Origin of the sequence: Flavobacterium sp. MDT1-60, assembly GCF_014844035.1 — a bacterium.
In the GTDB taxonomy this organism is placed as follows: Bacteria; Bacteroidota; Bacteroidia; order Flavobacteriales; family Flavobacteriaceae; genus Flavobacterium.
Genome location: NZ_CP062159.1, coordinates 3,479,405 through 3,501,793, shown reverse-complemented (window position 1 = coordinate 3,501,793; position 22,389 = coordinate 3,479,405). Strand labels below are relative to the sequence as shown.

Here is a 22,389-nt window from a genome sequence, read left to right as displayed (position 1 = left end):
TTTCTAAAATCTCTGCCAAAAACATTAAATCTAACATTAAACTTTCTTTATTATGGAAACAACCAAATTTACAGAAACAATCGAAGACAATCACATTCAGGCACCTTTTAGAGTAGGAGAATGGCTTCCTTCTGATAAAAAGATTCTTCAGGAATGGATGAACGTTCTAATTGAGAAAACAGATAAAAATCCAAAAGAATTATTGCCGGTTATTGCTGAATTTAAGTCTTTTATAGAAAATGACCCCGAAGTATTTATGTATTTTAATTTGATGTTTAGCCAGGTTCCAAAAAAGTATAGAAAAGATCCTGCCGGAAATAAACAGGTCCGTGATTATCATCATATGCTGCAATTGTTTAATACTATTATGACAAATGCTCCGGAATTTAATACAACAGGAGTTGTTGGTTTTCCTATTAATGCCATTTTAGATTGGTCAATGGGAACTGAAGCTGGCTACGCTGCATTCTTAAGTGAAAAAGTAAATAAGCAATTCAAAAAAATGTTGAACGAATGGGGGATTTTCCTAAAAACAACTGATTCTTGCGCCGTTTTAAATAAAGATCCTAAAAAAGGCTGGTTTGGAGCAGATGCGATGAAAGCGATGCCTAATTTTGATACCGAATTTATTTGCCAGCCTGAATTAGAGCATCATGGATTTACATCCTGGGATAATTTTTTTACTCGCGAATTTAGACCAGGACAGAGGCCTTTGGCAAGTCCGGATGATGATAATGTAATTACAAACGCCTGCGAATCTGCTCCCTACAGAATTGCTGAAAAAGTAAATGGCAGAGATAAATTTTGGATAAAAGCACAGCCATATTCCATTGAACATATGATGGCTGGGGATTCTTTTATAGAAAAATTTATTGGTGGAACTATCTATCAGGCTTTTTTGAGTGCTTTAAGTTATCATCGCTGGCATAGCCCAGTGAGCGGTACTATCGTTAAAGCTTACACTGTTGACGGAACTTATTATGCAGAAGCAATTTCTGAAGGTTTTGACGATGCAGGGCCAAATGATTCTCAAGGTTATATTACTGAACTAGCCACAAGAGCACTTATTTTTATACAAGCTGACAATCCAAAAATAGGATTAATGTGTTTTATGCCGGTTGGAATGGCCGAAGTTTCTTCTTGCGAAATAACAGTTTATGAAGGCCAACATGTCAAAAAGGGAGATCAACTTGGGATGTTTCATTTTGGAGGTTCAACACACTGTCTGTTTTTTGGCCCTCAGGTGAAGCTTGCGTTTGATATGCACGGTCAAAAACCAGGTTTAAATTCCAGTAATATTCCTTTAAAATCTAAAATCGCGACTGTATTATAAATTTAATTTTAAAGTAAAATTGCATAAAAACTCTGCTTTTAAATAGTAGAGTTTTTTTCGTTTAATAAATATTTTCAACAAATAAAAGCAACCTTTAACGAAACCTTCATCTATATAAGTAAATTAAATCTTAAAATATACAAATGAAGAAGATTGGAATTGCTTTTATGTTGATGTTTTGTTTTTTATCCTGTTCGAATAGTGAGGCAAACTCTGCCGTGATTACATATTATTACGGAAAATGGAAACTGACTAAAATGACAAGAGTTTTTATACCAGCACTTTATATTAACGGGAATCCTCAATGGCAGGAATTTTATGATTTTAAAACAGATCGTACTTTTGTAAAAACAAGAATACAAGAAACGACAAAAACTTATGCATCTGGAAAATTTGAGATTATAAAAATCAAAATGAGACACATATAAAATTGACTTACAAGGAAGACAATGACATTATTGGAAGCTGTTTTGGAGGTTTAAGCGAAGATCTATATGTAAATTCAGATGGGTTATTAACAAGTACATGGCGAATGTTTGACGGACCGGGTTTGTTTTATAAAAAAATGAGATAAAAAAATGTAAATTTGTAATAACTTATAAAAACTATTCAGTAATTAAATTGAATAGTTTTTTGTTTTTAACACTTTAAAAATGACAACACATTTAGCACTTTTACGCGGTATCAACGTTTCAGGTCATAACATGATGAAAATGGAAGCTTTGAAAGCTATGTTGGAGAATATTGGTTTTCAGAATGTACGAACTTATTTACAATCTGGAAATGTTTTTGTTGATACTGAAGAAGAAAGTGCGTCGAAAGTGGGTTTTATTATCAAACAGGAAATTTTCAAGGTTTTCGGACATGAAGTTCCAACAATTGTAATAACAAAACAAGATCTGGAATTATGTTTTAAAAACAGCCCTTATCTAAAAGAGAAAGATATTGATACTAAAAAACTATATGTTGCTTTTGTTTCAACTGAATTAAAAAAGGAGAATATAAACGATTTGAAAATCAGTCAGTTCAAACCTGATGAAGCGTGTATAGATGGCAACAGAATTTTTATTAAATATGATATAGGAGCCGGAAAAACAAGATTAGAAGGCAAATACATTGAGAAAAAACTGAATGTTATAGTAACAATGCGGAATTGGAATACGGTGACGAATTTGCTTAGAATGTATTCGGAAGAATAACTTTTTGCTTCTATCCGCTTTCGCTCGAGTCGTGGCAAACTATTTTATTTCGGAATCAAATCGCAATACCAAAAACCATAATCAAAAGCATCGCTGGCGCTTGTATCGCAAGCGGTATCTGATGAATCTTCGTTTTTAGGTTTTTCATATTTTCTATAAACGATTTCTCCAATTTCAAAATTTATCGGCTCCGAGAAAATTGGGCCATCAAAAGCAAAAGTATGGAATTCTCCATTTTCACCGCAAACATCTACATTCTCAGGTAAGTCATTAATAAAATCCTGATCGATAATTCGGCCCACAAAACTTTTATCCAAATATCTTTCGTTTACACAAACTACAATGGTTTTAAATCCTAAAGAAATAAATTCCTGAATTAAGTCTTTTGTTGGAATTTTCCAAATTGGGAAAACGCCTTCAAAACCTATTTTTGCCAATTGATCTTCGCGATATTTACGTAAATCTTCCAGAAAAATATCTCCAAAAACAGAATGTGATATGCCTTTGTTTTTTAGTCCTGTCAATGTTTTTGTCATAACATTTTCATAGACTTCCATGGTTGGCATTTCCGGAACCTGCAAAATTTCCAAAGGTAATCCAATACTTTTTGCTTGCGCTTCGAGTAGTTCAACACGAACGCCGTGCATCGAAATACGCTGAAACTGCTGATTAACACTGGTCAATAAACATTCAATTTTATAATCAGGATTTTGTAGAATTTTATATAAAGTAAGAGCAGAATCTTTTCCGCTGCTCCAGTTAAATAAGGCTTTTTTAGGTGTTTGCACGATCATGTATTTTTCTGTGGTAAACTTACAAATTTCATTCGATTTGTTGGTGAAACCTTTGTAACTTTGGATTCTTATACGCCAAAAAATGACATTATTTCAGGATAAATATAAAATTGATTCCAAAAGATTGAAAAATTGGGATTATTCAAGCGAAGCAATTTATTTCATAACTATAATTACTAAAAATAGAGAATGCATTTTCGGATCTATTGAAGACAAGAAAATGATTCTAAATGCAAATGGTCAAATTGTGGAAAATGAACTTTTAAAATCTATTAAAATTCGTAAAAACTGGTTTTTTCACAATTGGATTGTTATGCCAAATCATGTGCATTTATTAATAGAAATTCAAAAACAGAATGCAATTTTAACCACATCGCATATAGTAGAGGCGTATAATCCAGACGAGAATATCATAGGGGCGCACAGTAACCACGGGCATATTGTAGAGGCGCACAGCAGTGCGTCTGCGCCCAGTATGTCGACAAAGATTGTGGAAAACATAGCCGAGACGCACTGCTGTGCGCCTCTACGTGATAAATGGAATGAGAATTTAGAGCAAAATCAATCAAAATTATCCCGTACACCAAATTCAATTTCATCATTTGTTGCTATATTTAAATCAATAACAACAAAACAGATTAATGGAACTGATTCCATTTGGCAATCTAATTATCATGATCATATTGTTCGTAATTATAAAAGATTTGAGACGATTTATAGTTATATAAAAAGTAATCCAGGATCGTGGGAAAGGGATTTAATAAATAGCAATTTTCAATGAAATACATCTTTCTATTATTTACCACTTTCATTTTTGCACAGCAAAACAAATTTGTCGATTTCAAAACCGTTTCAGGACAATTATCTTTAAATGCCACAGAAAAATCTGTCTCAGGTTTTGTTGATTATCAATTTGAGGTTTTAAAACCAATTGATACCATTAAAATTGATGCCAAAAACATGGAATTTACGAAAGTTCAAATCAACAATAAAGAAGCTGTTTTTGTTAATACTGGCAAGCAATTGCAAATCGTAAATAATTTCCAAAAAGGAGAAAATCATTTAACTTTTGAATATTCAGTTAAACCAAAGCAGGCTTTATATTTTGTTGCCATTGAAAATTCAGACGTTCAAATTTGGACGCAGGGACAGGGAAGATATACCAGTAATTGGTTCCCGAGTTTTGACGATGTGAATGAAAAAGTAATTTTCAATTTGGGGATTACATACGCTGCATCATATGAGGTCGTTTCAAACGGAATTTTAAAAGAGAAAAATTCAACTGGAAATTTGATTCATTGGCAATATGAAATGGAAAAACCAATGAGCTCCTATTTATTAATGCTGTCAGTTGGAAAATATGATAAAAAAGAATTTACGGCAAAATCTAAAATTCCATTAGAATATTATTTAGAACATAAAGATGCCAATCGTTTTGAGCCCACATATCGTTATTCGAAACGTATTTTTGATTTTCTGGAGAAAGAAATTGGTGTAAAATATCCTTGGGAGATTTACAGACAAATTCCGGTTCGTGATTTTTTGTATGCTGGAATGGAAAATACAACTTCAACACTTTTTGCCACGCGTTATGTAGTAGATTCAATTGGTTTTGAAGATCGAAATTATACCAATGTTGATGCACACGAATTGGCGCATCATTGGTTTGGTGATTTAATTACAGCCGAAAGTAGTACGCACCATTGGCTTCAGGAAGGTTTCGCAACTTATTATGCAGCATTGGCAGAAAGAGATATTTATGGCGACGATTATTTTTATTCGAAATTATACGATACGGCACAACAGATAAAATTTGCATCCAGAACTGATTCAATTCCGGTTTTGAATGCCAAAGCGAGTTCACTTACTTTTTATGAAAAAGGAGCATGGGCTTTGTTTGTTTTACATGAATCTATTGGAGACAAAGCTTTCAAAAAAGCAATAAAAAGTTATTTAAAAAAGTATGCTTATCAAACAGTAGACACACAAAATTTCTTCGACGAAATAAAAAAGGTTTCCAATTTTGATTTAGATAAATTCCAGAAAACATGGTTGGAATCAACCGTTTTTGATACATCGACTGCTAATGCTTTATTGAGTAAGAATAAAGCGGTTCAGGTTCGGTTGGAAGTAGATAAACTGAAGAAAACACCGTTGACTGAAAAGGAAGCTTTCCTTAAGAAAACTTTAGAATCAGATATTTATCATTCTGTAAAAGAAGCGATTGTTGATCAATTGGAAAATGAAAAATATGAAGCGAAAAAAACTTTATTATTAATTGCTTTGCACAGCAATAATATCCAGGTTCGTCAGGTTGTTGCTGCTTCATTGTCAAAAATTCCGGAAGATTTTAGAACAGAATATGAGACATTACTTGATGACCAATCATATCAAAACCAGGAAATTGCTTTGTACTATTTGTGGAGAAGTTTTCCGGAGCATCGTATAGCATATCTTAATAAATCGAAAGACTGGATTGGTTTCAACGATTATAATCTTCGCACTTTATGGCTTTCATTGGCTTTGTCAACTCCAAATTATACAGATAATTCAGAAGCCATGATTTCAGAATTAATAGCTTTTTCATCTACAAAATATGAAGCCACCACAAGACAGAATGCACTCGAAAAGTTAATCGCTTTCAAAATTATTAACGATCAGGTTTTGAGTAATTTAGTTGGAGCAACAACGCATCATATGTGGCAATTTTCAAAATTTGGAAGAGACACAATAAGATTGTTATTAAAAAATCCTGAAATGCGTGCTTCGTTTGAAAGAATTTTGCCTAATTTGACCCCCGATGAACAGTTTCAATTGAATCGTTTGCTGAAAGAATAGAATATAGAGAATAGAATATAGAGAATAGAATATAGAAAATAGAGTAAAGAAGCAAGAGTAAAGATTTAAACGGATAGAAAAGTCTTTGCTCTTGATTCTTTTTTCTATTCTCTGAAAAACAAAACCTACTAAAAAAAATGAGAGCATTGGTTATTTCTGGTGGAGGAAGTAAAGGAGCGTTTGCCGGTGGTGTTGCGCAATATCTAATAGAAGAAAAAAAAAACGAATACGATTTGTTTTTGGGAACTTCTACTGGAAGTTTACTTATTCCGCATTTGGCTTTAGGTCATATCAAAAAAATTCACTCTGTTTACACTAATGTTACCATGGGAAGTATTTTTAATATTTGCCCGTTTGTAGTCAAAAATAAAGATGGCGTTGATATTGTAACGATTAATCACTTTAATGTAATACGTCAGTTTTTTAAAGGAAAAAGAACTTTTGGCGAAAGCAAAGGACTGAAGAAATATATCAGAAATAATTTTTCGTTATCAGATTTTAATAAACTGAAAAAACTAAATAATGATGTTGTTATTACCGTAACTAATTTTACTAAAAACGAATCAGAATACAAATCGGTAAAAGATTGTACGTATGAGGAATTTTGTGATTGGTCCTGGATCTCCAGTAACTATGTTCCGTTTATGAGTTTGGTGGAGAAAGACAATTGCGAATATGGCGATGGAGGGTTTTCAAGTTTGGTTCCGATTCGTGAAGCGATCAATCGCGGCGCTACAGAAATAGATGTTATAATTCTGGAAACAGAAGTGAATATGGACAAAACGGTTATTGGTAAAAATCCGTTTTCATTAATGATTGATTTATTCCGAATTGCCTTAGATCAGGTCGAGAAACATGATATTGCTATAGGAAAACTTATGGCAAACAATAAGAATGTCAAACTTAATTTATATTACACACCCACAAAATTAACAGATAATGCACTTATTTTTAATAAAGAAGTAATGAAAGAATGGTGGGAGCAAGGCTATGAATATGCTCAGAATAAGTCTGAGGTTATGAGTGATAATAGGTGATTTTAGAGTTCAGATTTTAGATTTTAGATTATCTGTGGGAATTTAAAATCTGAACTCTAAAGTTTATTTACCATAATTCCGAAACCTCATTTTTAATATACCCCAGAGCAGCATTACTAGGAGATTGTTTCTCTAATAAATCATTTAAAATTTTCTCTCTTAATTTATCAGCACTGTCAACTCTGTCGCTCATAGCAGCTTTACGTATGATTTGTATGGTCGAGTTTTTCGCTGTCGTAATGATTGTCCAACATTCATCAGACATATAAATTTGCTGTGTTAGATTGTGTTCGAATTCCTGCTCGATCTGATCGATTACGAAATTTTCGTAATCGTGTTTTCCGTTAGAAATCGGCGCAATTCTAATTAATAATTTGGTTAGGTTGATGCGTTCTAAATATAATGTCATACGCTCGTAAGCCTGCAAACGTATTGGTAAGGATTGTTTTTGATATTCTTTGTTTAATAAAAAAGTACGTTTCTTATCGTTGTTTTTAATATGCAGTTCAAAGAAACTGTAAGCTACAAATCCGGTAACGATGGCAGGTAAAGTATAACTGGCTAATTCTATAATTCTTGTAAAATCCATTTGGTTCAATTTTTCAACAAAAATATAATTTTTGCTGAGAAAACAATATTAATTCTATTGTAATAAACAAAAGGGAAGTTTACTTTTGTGCACAGTTCTCAAAACCAACAGATATACAGGATTAATGGAAAGCTATATTATAATTTTACTTTGTTTGGCTGCTTTTGCTGCAGGATTTATTGATGCAATTGTTGGCGGCGGAGGGCTCATTCAAACGCCAATGGGACTAATTTTATTACCGAATTTACCTGTTTCGACAGTCATTGGAACTTTAAAATTACCGGCATTTACAGGAACTGCTTTTGCTGCTTTCCAATATCTCAAAAAAGTAGTAATTCAATGGAAATTGCTTTTGATTATGATGTGTTTAGCAGTGCCCTCAGCATTTTTGGGTTCTACAATTTTGACAATGGTCAGTAATGATTTTATGAAACCACTTTTACTTGTGGTTTTGTCCTTATTATTTATATATACTTATGCGAAGAAGAACTTTGGTCAGCATGTTGCAAAAGATCATTCGGCAACAACTCAGATAATTTATGCTGTTGTCATCAGTATTATAGTTGGCTTTTACGATGGATTCATTGGTCCTGGTACAGGAAGCTTTTTTGTTGTGGCTTTCATTGCACTTTTAGGTTTCGATTTTTTACACGCATCTGCAAATGCTAAAATGGTAAATCTGGCGACTAATTTCGGATCGATTTGTTTGTTTATGATAAAGGGAAAAATAATATGGACAATCGCAATTCCGATGGCAGTTAGTAACGGACTTGGTGGCTGGCTGGGAGCTAAACTAGCGATCAATAAAGGAAATGGTTTTATTCGAATTTTCTTTTTAGTTGTCGTAATTGGTACTTTGATTCGATTTGCTTACGATGTGTTTTTTAAGTAATTCATTAGCCTATTTATATCATTATTATCAAAAATGAGTTATCTTTGTCTCATATTTGAGAATTAAAAGTATCATAAAATGATAGAAATAGTTGAAAATTATGAGAAATACATTAATAGTTTGCCTGAATTAATAGGTAAATCCTATTATAAAGCTGAGTTTTTTATGCAAAAATTAGGCTTGAAACATGCAACCTATTATAGAAAATTGAAATCTAAAAATTTTACTCATCAGGAAGTTAAGTTAATTACAGCTCTTTTATTTCCTGAGGAAATTTTGATTCAGCAGCTTGAAAAAAGCGAAGAAGATATTAAAGCAGGAAGAACGATAGACTTTTCAGATTTTAAAGAAAAGCTAAGAACTAAGTATAATATCTAAATTTGCTGGGTTTCTTTTGTTGTCCCAAAAAAGGGTTATATAAATTATTTGAAATTCTATTTTGTAAAACAAATAGACTTGGTTTGAAATTAAAAATTTTCTATAAGAAGTTTTTTTATGCCTGGACCCAATTTGATTATTTTGTTCAATTAGGTGTAGAATTGAAATAGTACTTTTTGAAAAAGAAGCAGCTTTGGTTTCGGAATATTTATTGATAATCTCAAAATAAGTTTCTTCAGCGATTTTTGTAAGTTCTATTTTCATTTTTTATTTCATAAGTTTTACAAATATAGAGTTATTTTAAATTTTAAGAATTTTCTTTCAAAATATTTAAAAGATGCCAATTGTTTGTATCTAGCCCCGATAGAGTCGTTATCCTCTCTTCCCGATGGCTATCGGGAGGAGAGATATAGCCGAAAGAGGGAACCATATTTCATAAAATGCCAATTGTTTCTGCTTCAAAAAAAATAAAAAACTTAGTCACTTAGAACCTCAGAATCTTAGTAGCTTATTAAATGTATAATTCTTATTTTTGCATAAAAGGAGAAAAATTTCATGCAAAAATATATTGACCAGCTCAACGAAGCACAACGAGAACCCGTTTTAAAGAAAGATGGGCCAATGATTATTATTGCTGGTGCAGGATCTGGAAAAACCCGTGTTTTAACTATTAGAATCGCTTATTTGATGGCGCAGGGTGTTGATGCATTCAACATTTTATCGCTTACTTTTACGAATAAAGCAGCCCGTGAAATGAAACACAGGATTTCGGATATTGTAGGAGCAACAGAGGCTAAAAACCTATGGATGGGAACTTTTCACTCGATTTTTGCCCGTATTCTACGTTCGGAGTCAGATCATTTGGGGTACCCTTCTAATTTTACAATTTACGATTCACAAGATTCGGCAAGACTTATTTCTTCTATTATTAAAGAAATGCAGCTGGATCGAGATATTTATAAACCAAAGCAGATTTTGGGCCGAATTTCAAGTTATAAAAACAGCTTAATTACTGTAAAAGCCTATTTTAATAATCCGGAATTGGTGGAAGCCGATGCAATGGCAAAAAGACCAAGATTAGGAGAAATATATCAACAATATGTAGAGCGTTGCTTTAAAGCTGGTGCCATGGATTTTGATGATTTATTATTGAAAACCAATGAGTTGTTGACTCGTTTTCCGGAAGTTTTAGCGAAATACCAGAACCGTTTCCGTTATATTTTGGTTGATGAGTACCAGGATACAAATCACTCTCAATATTTGATTGTTAGGGCTTTATCAGATAAATTTCAGAATATTTGTGTAGTTGGAGATGATGCGCAGAGTATTTATGCTTTTCGTGGCGCGAATATTAATAATATTCTGAATTTTCAGAAAGATTATGAAGGTGTTGTAATGTTTCGTTTGGAGCAAAATTACCGTTCGACCCGAAATATTGTTGAAGCAGCAAACACTGTAATGGAGCATAATAAAACCAAACTGGATAAAGTAGTTTGGACGGCGAATGATTTTGGAGCAAAAATTAAGGTTCATCGTAGTTTGACGGATGCAGAAGAAGGACGTTTTGTGGCCAGTACCATTTTTGAACAAAAAATGCAAAATCAACTTCATAACGGAGCTTTTGCAATTTTATATCGTACTAATGCTCAGTCTCGTGCAATGGAAGATGCATTGAGAAAACGTGATATTCCGTATCGAATTTATGGTGGATTGTCTTTCTATCAACGTAAAGAAATCAAAGATGTTTTGTGTTATCTGCGTTTGATAATTAATCCAAAAGATGAAGAGGCTTTGGTTCGTGTGATTAATTATCCGGCTCGTGGAATAGGAGATACAACTGTTGAAAAGCTTACGATTGCTGCGAATCATTACAAACGTTCGATTTGGGAAGTAATGGTAAATATCGATAAGATCGATTTGAAACTGAATACCGGAACAAAGAATAAACTGAATGATTTTGTGACGATGATTCAGAGTTTTCAGGTAATCAATGAAAATCAGGATGCTTTTTATATTACAGACCATGTTGCCAAAAAAACAGGCTTGGTTCAGGAGTTGAAAAAAGATGCTACACCGGAAGGAATGGCAAAAATTCAGAACATCGAAGAACTTTTAAACGGTATAAAAGATTTTACTGAAGGACAAAGAGAAATTGATGGCGCAAGAGGAGCACTTTCTGAATTTATGGAAGATGTTGCACTTGCAACTGATTTAGATAAAGATACGAGTGATGAAGATCGTGTAGCTTTGATGACCATTCACTTGGCAAAAGGACTTGAATTTCCCCATGTTTTTGTGGTAGGAATGGAGGAAGATTTGTTTCCGAGTGCTATGAGTATGAGTACCAGAAGTGAATTAGAAGAAGAACGTCGTTTATTTTACGTAGCTTTAACTCGTGCAGAACATCAGGCGTATTTGACTTATGCGCAATCGCGTTACCGTTGGGGAAAACTGACAGATAGTGAGCCATCTCGTTTTATTGAAGAAATTGATGCGCAATATTTAGAATATTTAACGCCTGCAGAAAGTAATTACCGATATAAACCAATGATTGATGGTGATATTTTTGGGGATGTTGATAAATCTAAATTACGACTGGCAAAACCAGTAGGAGGAACTCCACCAAAATATATTACCGATAACGAGCCAAAACCGGATTTAAATATTCGTAAACTAAAACCTGTTGCAGGCAATGCACCAAGTGCTTCAAATGCGAATTTATTTGATAGTAAACTAACTATTGGAAATGTGGTAATGCACGAACGTTTTGGAAAAGGTGAAGTAGTTAATTTAGAAGGTTTTGGCCCTGATAAAAAAGCTGAAATAAAATTTGAAGTAGGAGGAATTAAAAAGTTGTTGTTGAGATTCGCTAAATTGGATGTTATCGGTTAAAAAAAAAAAGAAAATAGATGCAAGAAAAAAGACTTTTGAGAAAACTTAATTTCATTGAAATTTATCAGTTTTTTGGAGGTATATGGAATTGCTATAAATTTTACTCTAGATTTAACTAATGATACTTTCGCAGGATTTGATTTTCAACCTTCACAATTTATATTAGCATTCCGTGATAATGCAAGTGATTTCATTTTAAATTGAATTTGTTTGCCTGTGGCATGAGTATGTATACAATTAAAATTTTAAAAGAAGTAAAGAGAAGTCTTTATTCTATAATCTAACATCTTTATTCTAAAAGAAAATGGCCGAATTTATAAAAATATATCCTGATAAACCAAATGAAGCAGCAATTGCAAAAGTGGTGAAGGTTTTGCAAAATGGTGGTTTAGTAATTTATCCAACTGATACTGTTTATGGTTTAGGTTGTGATATTACCAATTCACGTGCTTTAGAAAAAATTGCCAAAATTAAAGGAGTAAAATTAGAAAAAGCAAACTTCTCTTTTATTTGTCATGATTTGAGCAATTTATCAGATTATGTAAGACAAATTGATACTGCAACTTTTAAAATTTTGAAAAGAGCATTACCTGGTCCTTATACTTTTATTTTACCAGGAAATAATAATTTACCAAAAGAATTTAAAAAGAAAACAACTGTCGGAATTCGTGTTCCGGATAATAACATTGTTCTTGAAATTGTGCGTCAATTAGGAAATCCGATAGTTTCAACCTCTATTCGTGATGAAGATGATGTTATTGAATATACAACAGATCCAGAATTGATTTTTGAGAAATGGCAGAACCTTGTTGATATGGTAATTGATGGCGGTTATGGTGACAATGTAGGGTCGACAATTATTGATTTATCTGAACATGAGCCGGTAATTGTAAGGGAAGGAAAAGGAGATATTGATATTTTGTAAAAAAAAACTGAAATTGCATAAAAGTTAAAAATAAATAACTAACTTTAGGATAGTTAAAATTTAGTTAGTTAATTAAAAATAATGTTGTTCTTGATTCGCATTAATTGCCGTATTAAAAGGATTAAGAATACAAAAAAAGCAGGTCACTAGACCTGCTTTTTGTATTTATAAAAATGTTTAAGCTAATTATTTAGCTTGTTTTTTCATTTCTTTTTCAATCATATCATAGAATTGATCGATTTTTGGCATAACAACGATACGAGTTCTTCTGTTACGTGCTTTGTTTTCAGCGCTATCATTTGCAACTAAAGGTACATATGAACTTCTACCAGCAGCAATTAATTTTGCAGGGTTAACTCCAAGATCATTTGTTAATACACGTACAATAGAAGTAGAACGTTTAACACTTAAATCCCAGTTGTCTAGAATTATACCATTGCTTTTGTATGGAACATCATCAGTATGACCTTCAACCATACACTCAAAATCTGGTTTGTCGTTAACTACTTTTGCAACTTTTGCTAAAACAGATTTTGCTTTATCACTTACTTCATAGCTACCACTTTTAAATAATAATTTATCTGCGATAGAAATAAATACAACTCCTTTTTCAACATTGATTTCGATATCCGGATCGTTGATTCCAACAGCACCTTTTAAACTTGTAACTAATGCTAATGTCACACTGTCTTTTTTAGTTAAGGCATCCTGAAGTCTAGAGATTTTTAAATCTTTTTCTTTTAAACTCTCTAAAGATTTTTCAAGGTTTTCAGCTCCTTTAGTAGTTAATACAGTTAAATCTTTAGAACTGTTTATTAAGTCTTGATTGTGTGCTTTATAACTTTCAGCTGTAGCTGCTAATCCTGCTTTTTCTTCTAAACAAGAATTTAATTTAACTGTGCAGGAGTTTAATAAATCTTGTGTCTCTTTGTTCTTAGCTTCTAATGCTGCGTATTGCTTTTTTGATACACACGAAGTTAAGGCCATTAATACTGATAGTGCGATAACTATTTTTCTCATAGGTATTTTATTTAATTAAACGTTGATTACAAATTTAGTTTTTAATATTTTGATTACTGTTAAAGATTTCTTTAAATACAGTCAATCTCTTAATGTAATATAGGTAAACGATACTTTTTACGGTATAGTATTGCTGTATTTGAAAATCTTTTCTTTCCCGAAGATATTTTAAAGATATACAATAAAAAGAAAAATGTGCCTTTAAAATTGCTAAAGTATGGCTGAATTTTCCTTGTGTAAGAAAACGGATGCCAGCGATTCCATCCAAAATCATTCGGAAGAAAATCCTAAAAAACAACCCTTTTTTAGGCAGATTTTTTACAAGCATTAACAATGAATTCCTAAAATTTAAAAATGTCTTTTTCGGATTTCCTTGTTGTAATGTTGCACCTCCAACATGATAAACTATTGATTTTGAGTTGTACTTAATAATATGTCCTTCGTTTGCAGCACGCCAGCATAAATCAATTTCTTCCTGATGTGCAAAAAAGCTTTCATCAAAACCTTTCAATTCATCATATACTTCTTTCCGGATAAAGAAACAGGCTCCGGAAGCCCAGAATAATTCACAGTTATCATCATACTGCCCATTATCTTTTTCAATGGTATCAAAAATACGTCCTCTACAATAAGGAAAACCATATTTATCAATAAATCCACCTGCAGCGCCTGCATATTCAAAATATTCCTTGTTTTTAAAATCAAGAATTTTAGGCTGAATAATAGCAGTTTGTTTTTCAGTATCAAAAGTTTCGAGTATTGGTTTAAGCCAATTTTCTGTCACTTCAATATCCGAATTGACCAAAGCATATATTTCGGCATTTACCTCCTTTAAAGCATCATTATAGCCTTTTGCAAAACCATGATTGCCATTATTTTGGATAATTTTTATAGATGGAAAATTTTGTTTGACGAAATGTATGGAATCGTCTGTAGAAGCATTATCGGCTACATATATAGTAGCTTCTGCTGAAAATTGAAGAACTGAAGGTAAAAACTGCTCAAGCAATTTTTTTCCATTCCAATTTAAAATGACAACTGCTATTTTATCCAAAAGTATTTGATGTTATAATTTAATAAATTTCCTTGTAATCCGGTAATGATTTTAAAAACTCATATTTTTCGTTTTCAAAATCCATCTGACAATAAAAATGATTCAGACCGTTTGTGACTTTCAAAAACCGTGCCTGCATTGTCATATTGTAACGGGCAATTTGGTCAAAAGTTGCCTGTGATATTTTCACTTCTGGCGCTTTGCATTCTACTAATATATGTATAGAGCCATCAGAATTGAATACTACAACATCATACCTTTTTCGTAAGCCATTGACTGTTAAAACTTTCTCTACGTTTATGAGTGATTTGGGATATTTTTTCTCATTCATTAAATAATGAACAACGTGCTGACGAACCCATTCTTCTGGAGTAAGAATGATAAATTTTTTTCTGATTTCATCAAAAATAGACACTTTATTTTCGCTATTTTTGAATCGAAAAGGATAGATTGGAAAATTTAATCGTTGCATAAAGCAAAAATATTAAAATAGTTTCAGGTTTCAAGTTTAAAGTTTCAAGTTATTGAAACCAACCTGAAACTTGAAACCTGAAATAAAAGATTTGAATGGATGAAGTTGTAAAAATTGTTAATGATATCAAGGCTGGAAATATAAAACCGATTTATTTTTTAATGGGGGAAGAGCCTTATTACATTGATAAATTATCGGAATATATTGAGCAGAATGTACTCTCTGAAGAAGAGAAAGGATTCAATCAAACAGTTTTGTACGGGAGAGATGTTTCTGTTGAAGATATTGTTTCAACGGCCAAGCGCTATCCTATGATGGCTGACCGTCAGGTTGTTATTGTGAAAGAGGCACAAGATTTATCCAGAACAATAGATAAAATTGAATCGTACGTAAATAATCCAATGGAAACGACAGTTTTGGTTTTTTGTTATAAATACAAAACACTTGATAAACGAAAAAAAGTAACCAAATTATTAGCACAAAATGGAATCATTTACGAGAGTAAAAAATTGTATGAAAATCAGGTAGGTGATTGGATAAAGCGAATTCTTGCCGGAAAAAAATATACCATTGACCCTAAAGCAAATGCTATGCTGGTAGAGTTCTTAGGAACCGATTTGAGTAAGATAAATAATGAATTAGAAAAACTGCAAATTATTTTACCGCAAGGGACTGTAATTACACCGCAACATATCGAGGAAAATATTGGTTTTAGCAAAGATTATAATGTTTTTGAACTTCGAAAAGCGATTGGCGAGCGTAATCAGTTGAAGGCATATAAGATTGCAGAGAATTTCGCTCATAATCCTAAAGAATATCCATTGGTAATGACGACCGGATTGGTTTTTGGATTTTTTGTACAACTATTAAAGTATCATGGCTTAAAAGATAAAAACCCAAAAAATGTGGCTTCGGCAATTGGCGTAAATCCGTATTTTTTAAAGGAATATGATTTGGCTATAAAAAATTACCCAATGCGAAAAGTGAGTCAGATTGTTGGCGCTTTGCGTGATGTCGATGTTAAAAGCAAAGGTGTTGGCGCAAATGCTTTACCACAATCAGATTTGCTTAAAGAAATGCTGTATAAAATATTTAATTAAGCCGTGAAAATTCACGATATTTGCACTTCTAAAAATAAATCACATTAAAAAATAATTATTACAATTATGGGAATGAATAAAAATACCGTTTTAGGATGGGCTACTTTTATAATGATACTTATGGGATTGTTGCTTATTGGTCTTGGCGCTTTTAGATACAGCGAAGTATCAGGGTGGGGATTTGTAGCCGTTGGTGTTGGATTTTTTGCTAATGCCTGGGTTTTTAATGCATTGAAAGGAAGAGTTTAGCAAAATTAATTGCAATAACAATATTAAAAGTCAATAGAAAATAATTAATTAAAATAAAAACATAAAAAATGTCAGACGATAAGAAAGTAATTTTCTCGATGCAAAAATTGAGTAAAACCTATCAGGGAGCAGACAAACCAGTACTTAAGAACATTTATTTGAGTTTCTTTTACGGAGCAAAAATTGGTATTTTGGGTCTTAATGGTTCTGGAAAATCTTCTCTTTTGAAAATTATTGCCGGAGTAGATAAAAATTATCAGGGTGATGTTGTTTTTCAACCAGGTTATACTGTAGGTTATTTAGAGCAGGAACCAATTCTTGATGATTCAAAAACAGTTATAGAAATTGTTCGTGAAGGAGCTGCTGAAACAATGGCAGTTTTAGAAGAATACAATCAAATTAACGATTTATTTGGTCTTCCTGAAAACTACGAAGATCAGGATAAAATGGATAAGTTAATGGATCGTCAGGCTGCTTTGCAAGACAAAATTGATGCTCTTGGTGCGTGGGAAATAGATACTAAACTTGAAATTGCAATGGATGCTTTGCGTACTCCTGAAGGAGATACGCCAATTAAAAACCTTTCAGGTGGTGAGCGTCGTCGTGTTGCTTTATGTCGTTTGTTGTTGCAACAACCAGATGTATTGTTGCTTGATGAGCCAACCAACCACTTAGATGCTGAATCTGTACTTTGGTTAGAGCAACATTTAGCGCAATACGCCGGAACCGTAATTGCTGTAACGCACGATAGATATTTCCTTGATAATGTTGCCGGTTGGATTTTAGAGTTGGATAGAGGAGAAGGTATTCCGTGGAAAGGGAATTATTCTTCCTGGTTAGATCAAAAATCAACTCGTATGGCGCAAGAAGAAAAAGTAGCTTCGAAACGTAGAAAAACGTTAGAACGTGAGTTGGACTGGGTTCGTCAAGGAGCAAAAGGTCGTCAAACCAAACAAAAGGCACGTTTACAGAACTACGATAAATTATTAAACGAAGATCAAAAACAACTGGATGAAAATCTGGAAATCTATATCCCGAACGGCCCACGTTTAGGAACCAATGTTATCGAAGCTAAGAATGTTGCAAAAGCTTTTGGTGATAAATTATTGTATGATAATTTGAATTTCACTTTGCCACAAGCTGGAATTGTTGGGATTATCGGGCCAAACGGTGCTGGTAAATCAACCATTTTCAAAATGATTATGGGTGAGCAAAAAACTGATAGTGGAGAATTTTCAGTAGGAGAAACTGTAAAAATTGCCTATGTAGATCAATCTCACTCTAATATTGATCCAAATAAATCGATCTGGGAAAACTTTGCAGATGGTCAGGAATTGATTATGATGGGCGGAAAGCAAGTAAATTCAAGAGCCTATTTATCACGTTTTAACTTTGGTGGAGGCGAGCAAAATAAGAAAGTTTCAATGCTTTCTGGTGGTGAGCGTAATCGTTTGCATTTAGCAATGACATTGAAAGAAGAAGGAAACGTGCTTTTACTGGATGAGCCTACGAATGATTTAGATGTAAATACACTTCGTGCACTTGAGGAAGGTCTAGAAAATTTTGCTGGTTGTGCCGTTATTATTTCGCACGACAGATGGTTCTTAGACAGAATTTGTACACACATTCTGGCTTTTGAAGGAGATTCTGAAGTTTACTATTTCGAAGGAGGTTTCTCTGAATATGAAGAAAACAAAAAGAAACGTTTAGGTGGTGATTTAACTCCAAAACGTTTGAAATACAGAAAGTTAATTAGATAATATTCTAAAGTAATTTTCAATTTTTAAAATCCCAAATTCTAAATTGTAATAGATTTGAATTTGGGATTTTTTTGTTTATTCTCATTCTATATCATTCCGTACGACGAATAATAATATTTCCTCAAAAGTTGGAATTTGGAATTTATATATTGGAATTTAAAAACTTAGCCTTTAATTCCTGCGTTGGAATCATACAGCTTTCTTTTTTGCCATACCATTTGTATCTGTTTTTAGCAATATAATCGTAAATATAATTTCTGAGTTTCTCAGGGAAAATTTTAAAAATAGATATTAGACTATAAATTCCTCCCAGTTGTTCTGCAATTTCTATAGCTGCAGTAGATTTATAATAATAGGCAACGCCAGGATTGTATAAAATAATGCTGTCAGTTTTAGTCTGATCAACGCCAATGTATTTGCAAATTTCATTTCCCAATTCTGATTGCAAAGCCACAAATCGAAAAATATCTTTTTTATCATGTTTGATGACAAACTGAACGGCGCTATTGCATAAATTGCAAACACCGTCAAAGAGGATAATTTTTTTATTTGATGGAAAGTCGGTCATTACTATTAAAGTTTCAAGTTTTTTGTTTTAGTGTTGAAAATTCATTAGTTTTTAATTATTTGATTTATCTATTGAAATTTTATTTGTAATAAATTTTACAAATCAAAAATGCCTTTCATAAATTTATTTTAAGCCATTTTAAAAAATTGCAAATCTTCTTTCTCATATTTTTAAAGATATTTCATTAAATCGCTTTATTTTAATTCTGAAGATTTTTCATCATAATTTCAGATCTGAAAACTGTCACTGCGACTGAAAACTTATTTCTTCCCAGCCTCAACAAATTCCAATTCATCCAAACTTACTTTAGAAGTAAATATTCCGTAATTCACTGTTGCTTTATTTTTTTCTATTGAATCAATACTTCCAACTGATCTTCCGTCTAACATTCTTACACGATCACCAACTTTCAAAATAGGTTTTGGTTTTTCTACAATAGGCTTAAGTTTCTTCTCTTTTTTCTCTTGTCGGATTTCTTCCACCTGAACAGAAACTTCTGCAATAACTTCCTTTTTCTTTTCGATTATGGCTTTGGCTTCTTTTGGAGTTGCTTTTTTACGTTTTGAATTTTCAATTTCAATAATTTTCAAAAATTCTCCGATAAGTTCTTTTTTATTTTTGTTGTTGAAATATTTTTCTGAGATATCTTCGATTTTCTGACCAATGTAAATAGTCTTTTGATTGCTGTCATATAATTCCTGATAGCTTTCCAGTTTTTGTTTAATTTTTACATTGATGTTTTCCATCTTCTTGCTTTCCTCACGCGCTCGGGTTTCTTCTTCTTTTAAATTTATAGAAGTTTTTTCAAGCTTAGATCTTTCTTTCTGAAGGGTTGCAATGGTTTTATCAAAACGTACTTTACCAACTTCAATTTTCTTTTTGGCACGATTGATCAATCCAAAAGGAATACCATTTTTAAGTGCAACCTCAAAAGTAAAAGAACTTCCAGCTTGTCCTAAAGCTAGTTTATACATTGGTTCCAATGACTTTTCATCAAACATCATATTTGCATTTGTAGCAAAAGGCAATTCGTTAGCCAAAATTTTCAAGTTTGAATAATGCGTGGTAATAATTCCGAATGCTTCACGATGGTAGAATTCTTCCAGGAAAATTTCAGCCAAAGCTCCACCTAATTCCGGATCAGAACCTGTACCAAATTCATCAATTAAAAACATGGTTTTCTTGTTGCACTTTTTCAGGAAATAATTCATGTTTTTTAATCGATAACTATAAGTACTTAAGTGATTTTCAATAGATTGGTTGTCTCCAATGTCAGTTAAAATTCTATCAAACAAAAAAGTTTCACTACGCTCGTGAACCGGAATCAGCATCCCAGATTGTAACATCAATTGCAATAAGCCAACTGTTTTAAGCGAAATGGTTTTTCCGCCCGCATTCGGTCCCGAAATTACAATAATTCGGTTATCTTGTTTTAATTCAATAGTTTGCGGATGCGTAATTTCGTTTTTTTGTTTGTTATTCAAATACAAAATCGGATGATAGGCTTCTCTGAAAAACAATCTTCTTTCTTCAGTAATTGTTGGTAAGATTCCGTTGATTCTGTTTGCATATTTTGCTTTTCCGGCAACGACATCAATATCACTTAAAAAATCCTGATATTCAATTAATAAAGGCAAATAGGGACGAATCTGATTCGATAATTGTTTTAGAATTCTGGTGATTTCTTCTTTTTCCTCATATTCGAGATTCGCTAATTCTCTTGAATATTGTAAAGTAGCTTCCGGTTCGATGTACGCAATACTTCCCGTTTTGGAACTTCCTAAAATTGAACCTTTTACTTTACGACGGTACATGGCTAAAACGGCCAATACTCGACGATTTTGAACAAAACTTTCTTTAATATCATCTAAATAACCAAGGCTATTATTATGAGAAAGAGCAACTCCAAAACTTTGGTTTACTTTACCACGAACAATATTCATATTCTGGCGAATGCTCAATAAAGCTGGAGAAGCATTGTCTTTTATTTCGCCATATTTGTCTACAATGGCATCGATTAGTGTGACAATATCTTTAGTATATTCAACTCTTGAAGCTCTTGCATTTAGGTTAGGATAATAATCATCAAATTTTTTAAGGAAATTCAGCAAGAAATTCGATGTTGATGAAAGAGTAGCAATTTTTCTAAAACTACCTACTTCCAGGAAGCTATCTTCAATGGCTAAGAATTTGATTTCGTGCGTTATGGCGTCAAATCCGTGGTTTGGAATGGCGTTATTATTTTGAAATGAGGAAACATACTCTGATGTCTGCAATAAAGCCTGCATCAAAGTTTCTTTATCTCTGAATGGTGTTATTTGTAAAGCTTTTTCTTTTCCAATATCTGTGTTACAGCCTGCTGAAATGGTTTCGAGCACCGTTGGAAATTGTAAGTCTTGTAATGTTTTTTCGGTAATACAGATCATTTAATTCCTTTAATAAAGTAATGCAAAAGTACGAAAATAGTATCATTGAATTTGAGAAAGTTCAGATCTAAATTTTATTGCTTTAAATATGATTTTACTTAAAAATTCCTGAAATTCGCATAAAAAACTATGGACATAAAAATGCATTCTTCCTGGAAACCAGTTTTAAGCAATGAATTTGAGAAATCTTATTTCAACGAATTAATTGCTTTTGTAAAATCTGAGTATGTAACTAAGGTTTGTTATCCAAAAGGGAGTCAGATTTTTTCAGCCTTTGACCATTGTCATTTTGAGCAGGTAAAAGTGGTTATTATAGGTCAAGATCCTTATCATGGTCCAAATCAGGCAAATGGCTTGTGTTTTTCAGTTAATGACGGAATTCCTTTTCCTCCATCTCTTCAAAATATTTTCAAAGAAATTGAAACAGATTTAAATAAGCCGATGCCTAAAACTGGTAATCTCGAACGTTGGGCAGATCAGGGTGTTTTTCTTTTAAATGCAACTTTAACAGTCCGACAAGCTGAGGCAGGAAGTCATCAGGGAAAAGGGTGGGAGAAATTTACTGATGCTGTTATTAAGCAGATTTCTGCTGAAAAAGAAAATGTAGTTTTTTTACTTTGGGGAGGTTTTGCTCAAAAGAAAGCTGCATTAATAGATGCTTCAAAACATCATATTCTAAAATCCGGACATCCTTCTCCTTTAAGTGCTAACAGAGGATTTTGGTTTGGAAATAAACATTTTAGCCAAACAAATGATTTTTTAAAATCAAAAGGACTTAAAGAAATAGAGTGGTAATAATAAACACGAATTTCACAGATTATCACAAATTATTAATTAGTGATAATCTGTGAAATTCGTGTTGT

Annotated in this window: 23 protein-coding genes; 15 read left to right on the top strand and 8 right to left on the bottom strand. The window is 32.5% G+C overall.

From position 1 onward, the window contains the following. Positions 1–52: 52 nt before the first annotated feature. The 4 genes from IHE43_RS14650 (at position 53) to IHE43_RS14635 (ending at position 2,532) form a co-directional block, all read left to right on the top strand. Positions 53–1,333 (top strand): phosphatidylserine decarboxylase family protein, encoded by a 1,281-nt coding sequence (locus IHE43_RS14650; protein ID WP_192184574.1) that lies wholly within the window; start codon positions 53–55, stop codon positions 1,331–1,333. 143 nt (positions 1,334–1,476) lie between these two features. Beyond that, positions 1,477–1,761 (top strand): hypothetical protein, encoded by a 285-nt coding sequence (locus tag IHE43_RS14645; RefSeq protein ID WP_192184573.1) that lies wholly within the window; start codon positions 1,477–1,479, stop codon positions 1,759–1,761. A gap of 2 nt (positions 1,762–1,763) precedes the next feature. Further along, the gene (locus IHE43_RS14640) at positions 1,764–1,907 is read left to right on the top strand and encodes a hypothetical protein (protein WP_192184572.1); all 144 of its coding nucleotides are present in this window, start codon (positions 1,764–1,766) and stop codon (positions 1,905–1,907) included. Between the two features lie 79 nt (positions 1,908–1,986). Further along, entirely contained in the window at positions 1,987–2,532 is a 546-nt protein-coding gene (locus IHE43_RS14635; protein ID WP_192184571.1) for a DUF1697 domain-containing protein, read from the top strand. A 44-nt stretch (positions 2,533–2,576) separates the two neighbouring features. Here the strand turns inward: IHE43_RS14635 and IHE43_RS14630 are convergent, their stop codons facing one another. Continuing rightward, positions 2,577–3,326, bottom strand: coding sequence for a diphthine--ammonia ligase (locus IHE43_RS14630; RefSeq protein WP_192184570.1), 750 nt, complete (start codon positions 3,324–3,326; stop codon positions 2,577–2,579). An 82-nt stretch (positions 3,327–3,408) separates the two neighbouring features. On the opposite strand from IHE43_RS14630, the gene IHE43_RS14625 reads away from it, so the two are divergent. The 3 genes from IHE43_RS14625 to IHE43_RS14615 all read left to right on the top strand — a co-directional run bounded on the left by IHE43_RS14625 (position 3,409) and on the right by IHE43_RS14615 (position 7,201). Further along, complete coding sequence (locus IHE43_RS14625) at positions 3,409–4,107, top strand: transposase (RefSeq protein ID WP_192184569.1); 699 nt, start codon at positions 3,409–3,411, stop codon at positions 4,105–4,107. Next, on the top strand, positions 4,104–6,164 hold the full coding sequence (locus tag IHE43_RS14620) for a M1 family metallopeptidase (protein WP_192184568.1): 2,061 nt from the start codon (positions 4,104–4,106) through the stop codon (positions 6,162–6,164). Before IHE43_RS14625 ends, IHE43_RS14620 begins: the two co-directional genes overlap by 4 nt. A gap of 137 nt (positions 6,165–6,301) precedes the next feature. After that, complete coding sequence (locus IHE43_RS14615; protein ID WP_192184567.1) at positions 6,302–7,201, top strand: patatin family protein; 900 nt, start codon at positions 6,302–6,304, stop codon at positions 7,199–7,201. Between the two features lie 67 nt (positions 7,202–7,268). Here the strand turns inward: IHE43_RS14615 and IHE43_RS14610 are convergent, their stop codons facing one another. Next, positions 7,269–7,790, bottom strand: coding sequence for a hypothetical protein (locus IHE43_RS14610; RefSeq protein ID WP_192184566.1), 522 nt, complete (start codon positions 7,788–7,790; stop codon positions 7,269–7,271). 124 nt (positions 7,791–7,914) lie between these two features. Here IHE43_RS14610 and IHE43_RS14605 point away from each other — a divergent pair, with 124 nt between their 5' ends. Further along, entirely contained in the window at positions 7,915–8,682 is a 768-nt protein-coding gene (locus IHE43_RS14605) for a TSUP family transporter (protein WP_192184565.1), read from the top strand. Between the two features lie 78 nt (positions 8,683–8,760). Beyond that, complete coding sequence (locus tag IHE43_RS14600; protein ID WP_192184564.1) at positions 8,761–9,060, top strand: hypothetical protein; 300 nt, start codon at positions 8,761–8,763, stop codon at positions 9,058–9,060. Here IHE43_RS14600 and IHE43_RS14595 read toward each other — a convergent pair. Beyond that, positions 9,037–9,324, bottom strand: coding sequence for a hypothetical protein (locus tag IHE43_RS14595; protein WP_192184563.1), 288 nt, complete (start codon positions 9,322–9,324; stop codon positions 9,037–9,039). The genes IHE43_RS14600 and IHE43_RS14595 overlap by 24 nt on opposite strands. A 291-nt stretch (positions 9,325–9,615) precedes the next feature. Here IHE43_RS14595 and IHE43_RS14590 point away from each other — a divergent pair, with 291 nt between their 5' ends. Both IHE43_RS14590 and IHE43_RS14585 read left to right on the top strand, forming a co-directional pair. Next, positions 9,616–11,952, top strand: a complete 2,337-nt coding sequence (locus IHE43_RS14590) for an ATP-dependent helicase (protein WP_192184562.1) — start codon at positions 9,616–9,618, stop codon at positions 11,950–11,952. A gap of 304 nt (positions 11,953–12,256) precedes the next feature. Continuing rightward, complete coding sequence (locus IHE43_RS14585) at positions 12,257–12,877, top strand: L-threonylcarbamoyladenylate synthase (RefSeq protein ID WP_192184561.1); 621 nt, start codon at positions 12,257–12,259, stop codon at positions 12,875–12,877. Between the two features lie 186 nt (positions 12,878–13,063). Here IHE43_RS14585 and IHE43_RS14580 read toward each other — a convergent pair whose 3' ends face one another. Genes IHE43_RS14580 through IHE43_RS14570 form a run of 3 tightly spaced genes read right to left on the bottom strand, consistent with a single transcriptional unit; the run spans position 13,064 to position 15,423 of the window. Beyond that, positions 13,064–13,897, bottom strand: a complete 834-nt coding sequence (locus tag IHE43_RS14580; RefSeq protein ID WP_056191429.1) for an OmpA family protein — start codon at positions 13,895–13,897, stop codon at positions 13,064–13,066. A gap of 34 nt (positions 13,898–13,931) precedes the next feature. After that, entirely contained in the window at positions 13,932–14,951 is a 1,020-nt protein-coding gene (locus tag IHE43_RS14575) for a glycosyltransferase family 2 protein (protein ID WP_192184560.1), read from the bottom strand. Between the two features lie 19 nt (positions 14,952–14,970). Next, entirely contained in the window at positions 14,971–15,423 is a 453-nt protein-coding gene (locus tag IHE43_RS14570; protein WP_192184559.1) for a type I restriction enzyme HsdR N-terminal domain-containing protein, read from the bottom strand. 95 nt (positions 15,424–15,518) lie between these two features. Between IHE43_RS14570 and holA the strand changes: the two genes are divergently transcribed. The 3 genes from holA (at position 15,519) to ettA (ending at position 18,532) form a co-directional block, all read left to right on the top strand. Beyond that, the gene (gene holA, locus IHE43_RS14565; RefSeq protein WP_192184558.1) at positions 15,519–16,523 is read left to right on the top strand and encodes a DNA polymerase III subunit delta; all 1,005 of its coding nucleotides are present in this window, start codon (positions 15,519–15,521) and stop codon (positions 16,521–16,523) included. Between the two features lie 72 nt (positions 16,524–16,595). After that, the gene (locus tag IHE43_RS14560; RefSeq protein ID WP_089069631.1) at positions 16,596–16,772 is read left to right on the top strand and encodes a CAL67264 family membrane protein; all 177 of its coding nucleotides are present in this window, start codon (positions 16,596–16,598) and stop codon (positions 16,770–16,772) included. Positions 16,773–16,840: 68 nt separating this feature from the next. Continuing rightward, positions 16,841–18,532, top strand: a complete 1,692-nt coding sequence (gene ettA / locus IHE43_RS14555; RefSeq protein WP_056191419.1) for an energy-dependent translational throttle protein EttA — start codon at positions 16,841–16,843, stop codon at positions 18,530–18,532. A gap of 142 nt (positions 18,533–18,674) precedes the next feature. Here the strand turns inward: ettA and IHE43_RS14550 are convergent, their stop codons facing one another. Further along, positions 18,675–19,100, bottom strand: coding sequence for a thiol-disulfide oxidoreductase DCC family protein (locus IHE43_RS14550; protein WP_192184557.1), 426 nt, complete (start codon positions 19,098–19,100; stop codon positions 18,675–18,677). Positions 19,101–19,360: 260 nt separating this feature from the next. Then, positions 19,361–21,526, bottom strand: a complete 2,166-nt coding sequence (locus IHE43_RS14545) for a DNA mismatch repair protein MutS (protein WP_192184556.1) — start codon at positions 21,524–21,526, stop codon at positions 19,361–19,363. Between the two features lie 129 nt (positions 21,527–21,655). Here IHE43_RS14545 and IHE43_RS14540 point away from each other — a divergent pair, with 129 nt between their 5' ends. Beyond that, positions 21,656–22,321 carry a uracil-DNA glycosylase gene (locus IHE43_RS14540; protein WP_192184555.1) on the top strand — a complete coding sequence of 222 codons (666 nt, stop codon included), beginning with the start codon at positions 21,656–21,658 and terminating at the stop codon, positions 22,319–22,321. The last annotated feature ends 68 nt before the right edge of the window (positions 22,322–22,389 follow it).

Excerpts from the sequence above, each read along its gene's own strand:
- IHE43_RS14605 (WP_192184565.1), top strand. The coding sequence starts at position 7,915 with ATGGAAAGCTATATTATAATTTTACTTTGTTTGGCTGCTTTTGCTGCA.
- ettA (WP_056191419.1), top strand. The coding sequence starts at position 16,841 with ATGTCAGACGATAAGAAAGTAATTTTCTCGATGCAAAAATTGAGTAAA.
- IHE43_RS14625 (WP_192184569.1), top strand. The coding sequence starts at position 3,409 with ATGACATTATTTCAGGATAAATATAAAATTGATTCCAAAAGATTGAAA.
- IHE43_RS14600 (WP_192184564.1), top strand. The coding sequence starts at position 8,761 with ATGATAGAAATAGTTGAAAATTATGAGAAATACATTAATAGTTTGCCT.
- IHE43_RS14590 (WP_192184562.1), top strand. The coding sequence starts at position 9,616 with ATGCAAAAATATATTGACCAGCTCAACGAAGCACAACGAGAACCCGTT.
- IHE43_RS14650 (WP_192184574.1), top strand. The coding sequence starts at position 53 with ATGGAAACAACCAAATTTACAGAAACAATCGAAGACAATCACATTCAG.
- IHE43_RS14540 (WP_192184555.1), top strand. The coding sequence starts at position 21,656 with ATGGACATAAAAATGCATTCTTCCTGGAAACCAGTTTTAAGCAATGAA.
- IHE43_RS14580 (WP_056191429.1), bottom strand. The coding sequence starts at position 13,897 with ATGAGAAAAATAGTTATCGCACTATCAGTATTAATGGCCTTAACTTCG.
- IHE43_RS14570 (WP_192184559.1), bottom strand. The coding sequence starts at position 15,423 with ATGCAACGATTAAATTTTCCAATCTATCCTTTTCGATTCAAAAATAGC.
- IHE43_RS14630 (WP_192184570.1), bottom strand. The coding sequence starts at position 3,326 with ATGATCGTGCAAACACCTAAAAAAGCCTTATTTAACTGGAGCAGCGGA.
- IHE43_RS14645 (WP_192184573.1), top strand. The coding sequence starts at position 1,477 with ATGAAGAAGATTGGAATTGCTTTTATGTTGATGTTTTGTTTTTTATCC.
- holA (WP_192184558.1), top strand. The coding sequence starts at position 15,519 with ATGGATGAAGTTGTAAAAATTGTTAATGATATCAAGGCTGGAAATATA.
- IHE43_RS14595 (WP_192184563.1), bottom strand. The coding sequence starts at position 9,324 with ATGAAAATAGAACTTACAAAAATCGCTGAAGAAACTTATTTTGAGATT.
- IHE43_RS14585 (WP_192184561.1), top strand. The coding sequence starts at position 12,257 with ATGGCCGAATTTATAAAAATATATCCTGATAAACCAAATGAAGCAGCA.
- IHE43_RS14610 (WP_192184566.1), bottom strand. The coding sequence starts at position 7,790 with ATGGATTTTACAAGAATTATAGAATTAGCCAGTTATACTTTACCTGCC.
- IHE43_RS14550 (WP_192184557.1), bottom strand. The coding sequence starts at position 19,100 with ATGACCGACTTTCCATCAAATAAAAAAATTATCCTCTTTGACGGTGTT.
- IHE43_RS14545 (WP_192184556.1), bottom strand. The coding sequence starts at position 21,526 with ATGATCTGTATTACCGAAAAAACATTACAAGACTTACAATTTCCAACG.
- IHE43_RS14560 (WP_089069631.1), top strand. The coding sequence starts at position 16,596 with ATGAATAAAAATACCGTTTTAGGATGGGCTACTTTTATAATGATACTT.
- IHE43_RS14615 (WP_192184567.1), top strand. The coding sequence starts at position 6,302 with ATGAGAGCATTGGTTATTTCTGGTGGAGGAAGTAAAGGAGCGTTTGCC.
- IHE43_RS14620 (WP_192184568.1), top strand. The coding sequence starts at position 4,104 with ATGAAATACATCTTTCTATTATTTACCACTTTCATTTTTGCACAGCAA.
- IHE43_RS14635 (WP_192184571.1), top strand. The coding sequence starts at position 1,987 with ATGACAACACATTTAGCACTTTTACGCGGTATCAACGTTTCAGGTCAT.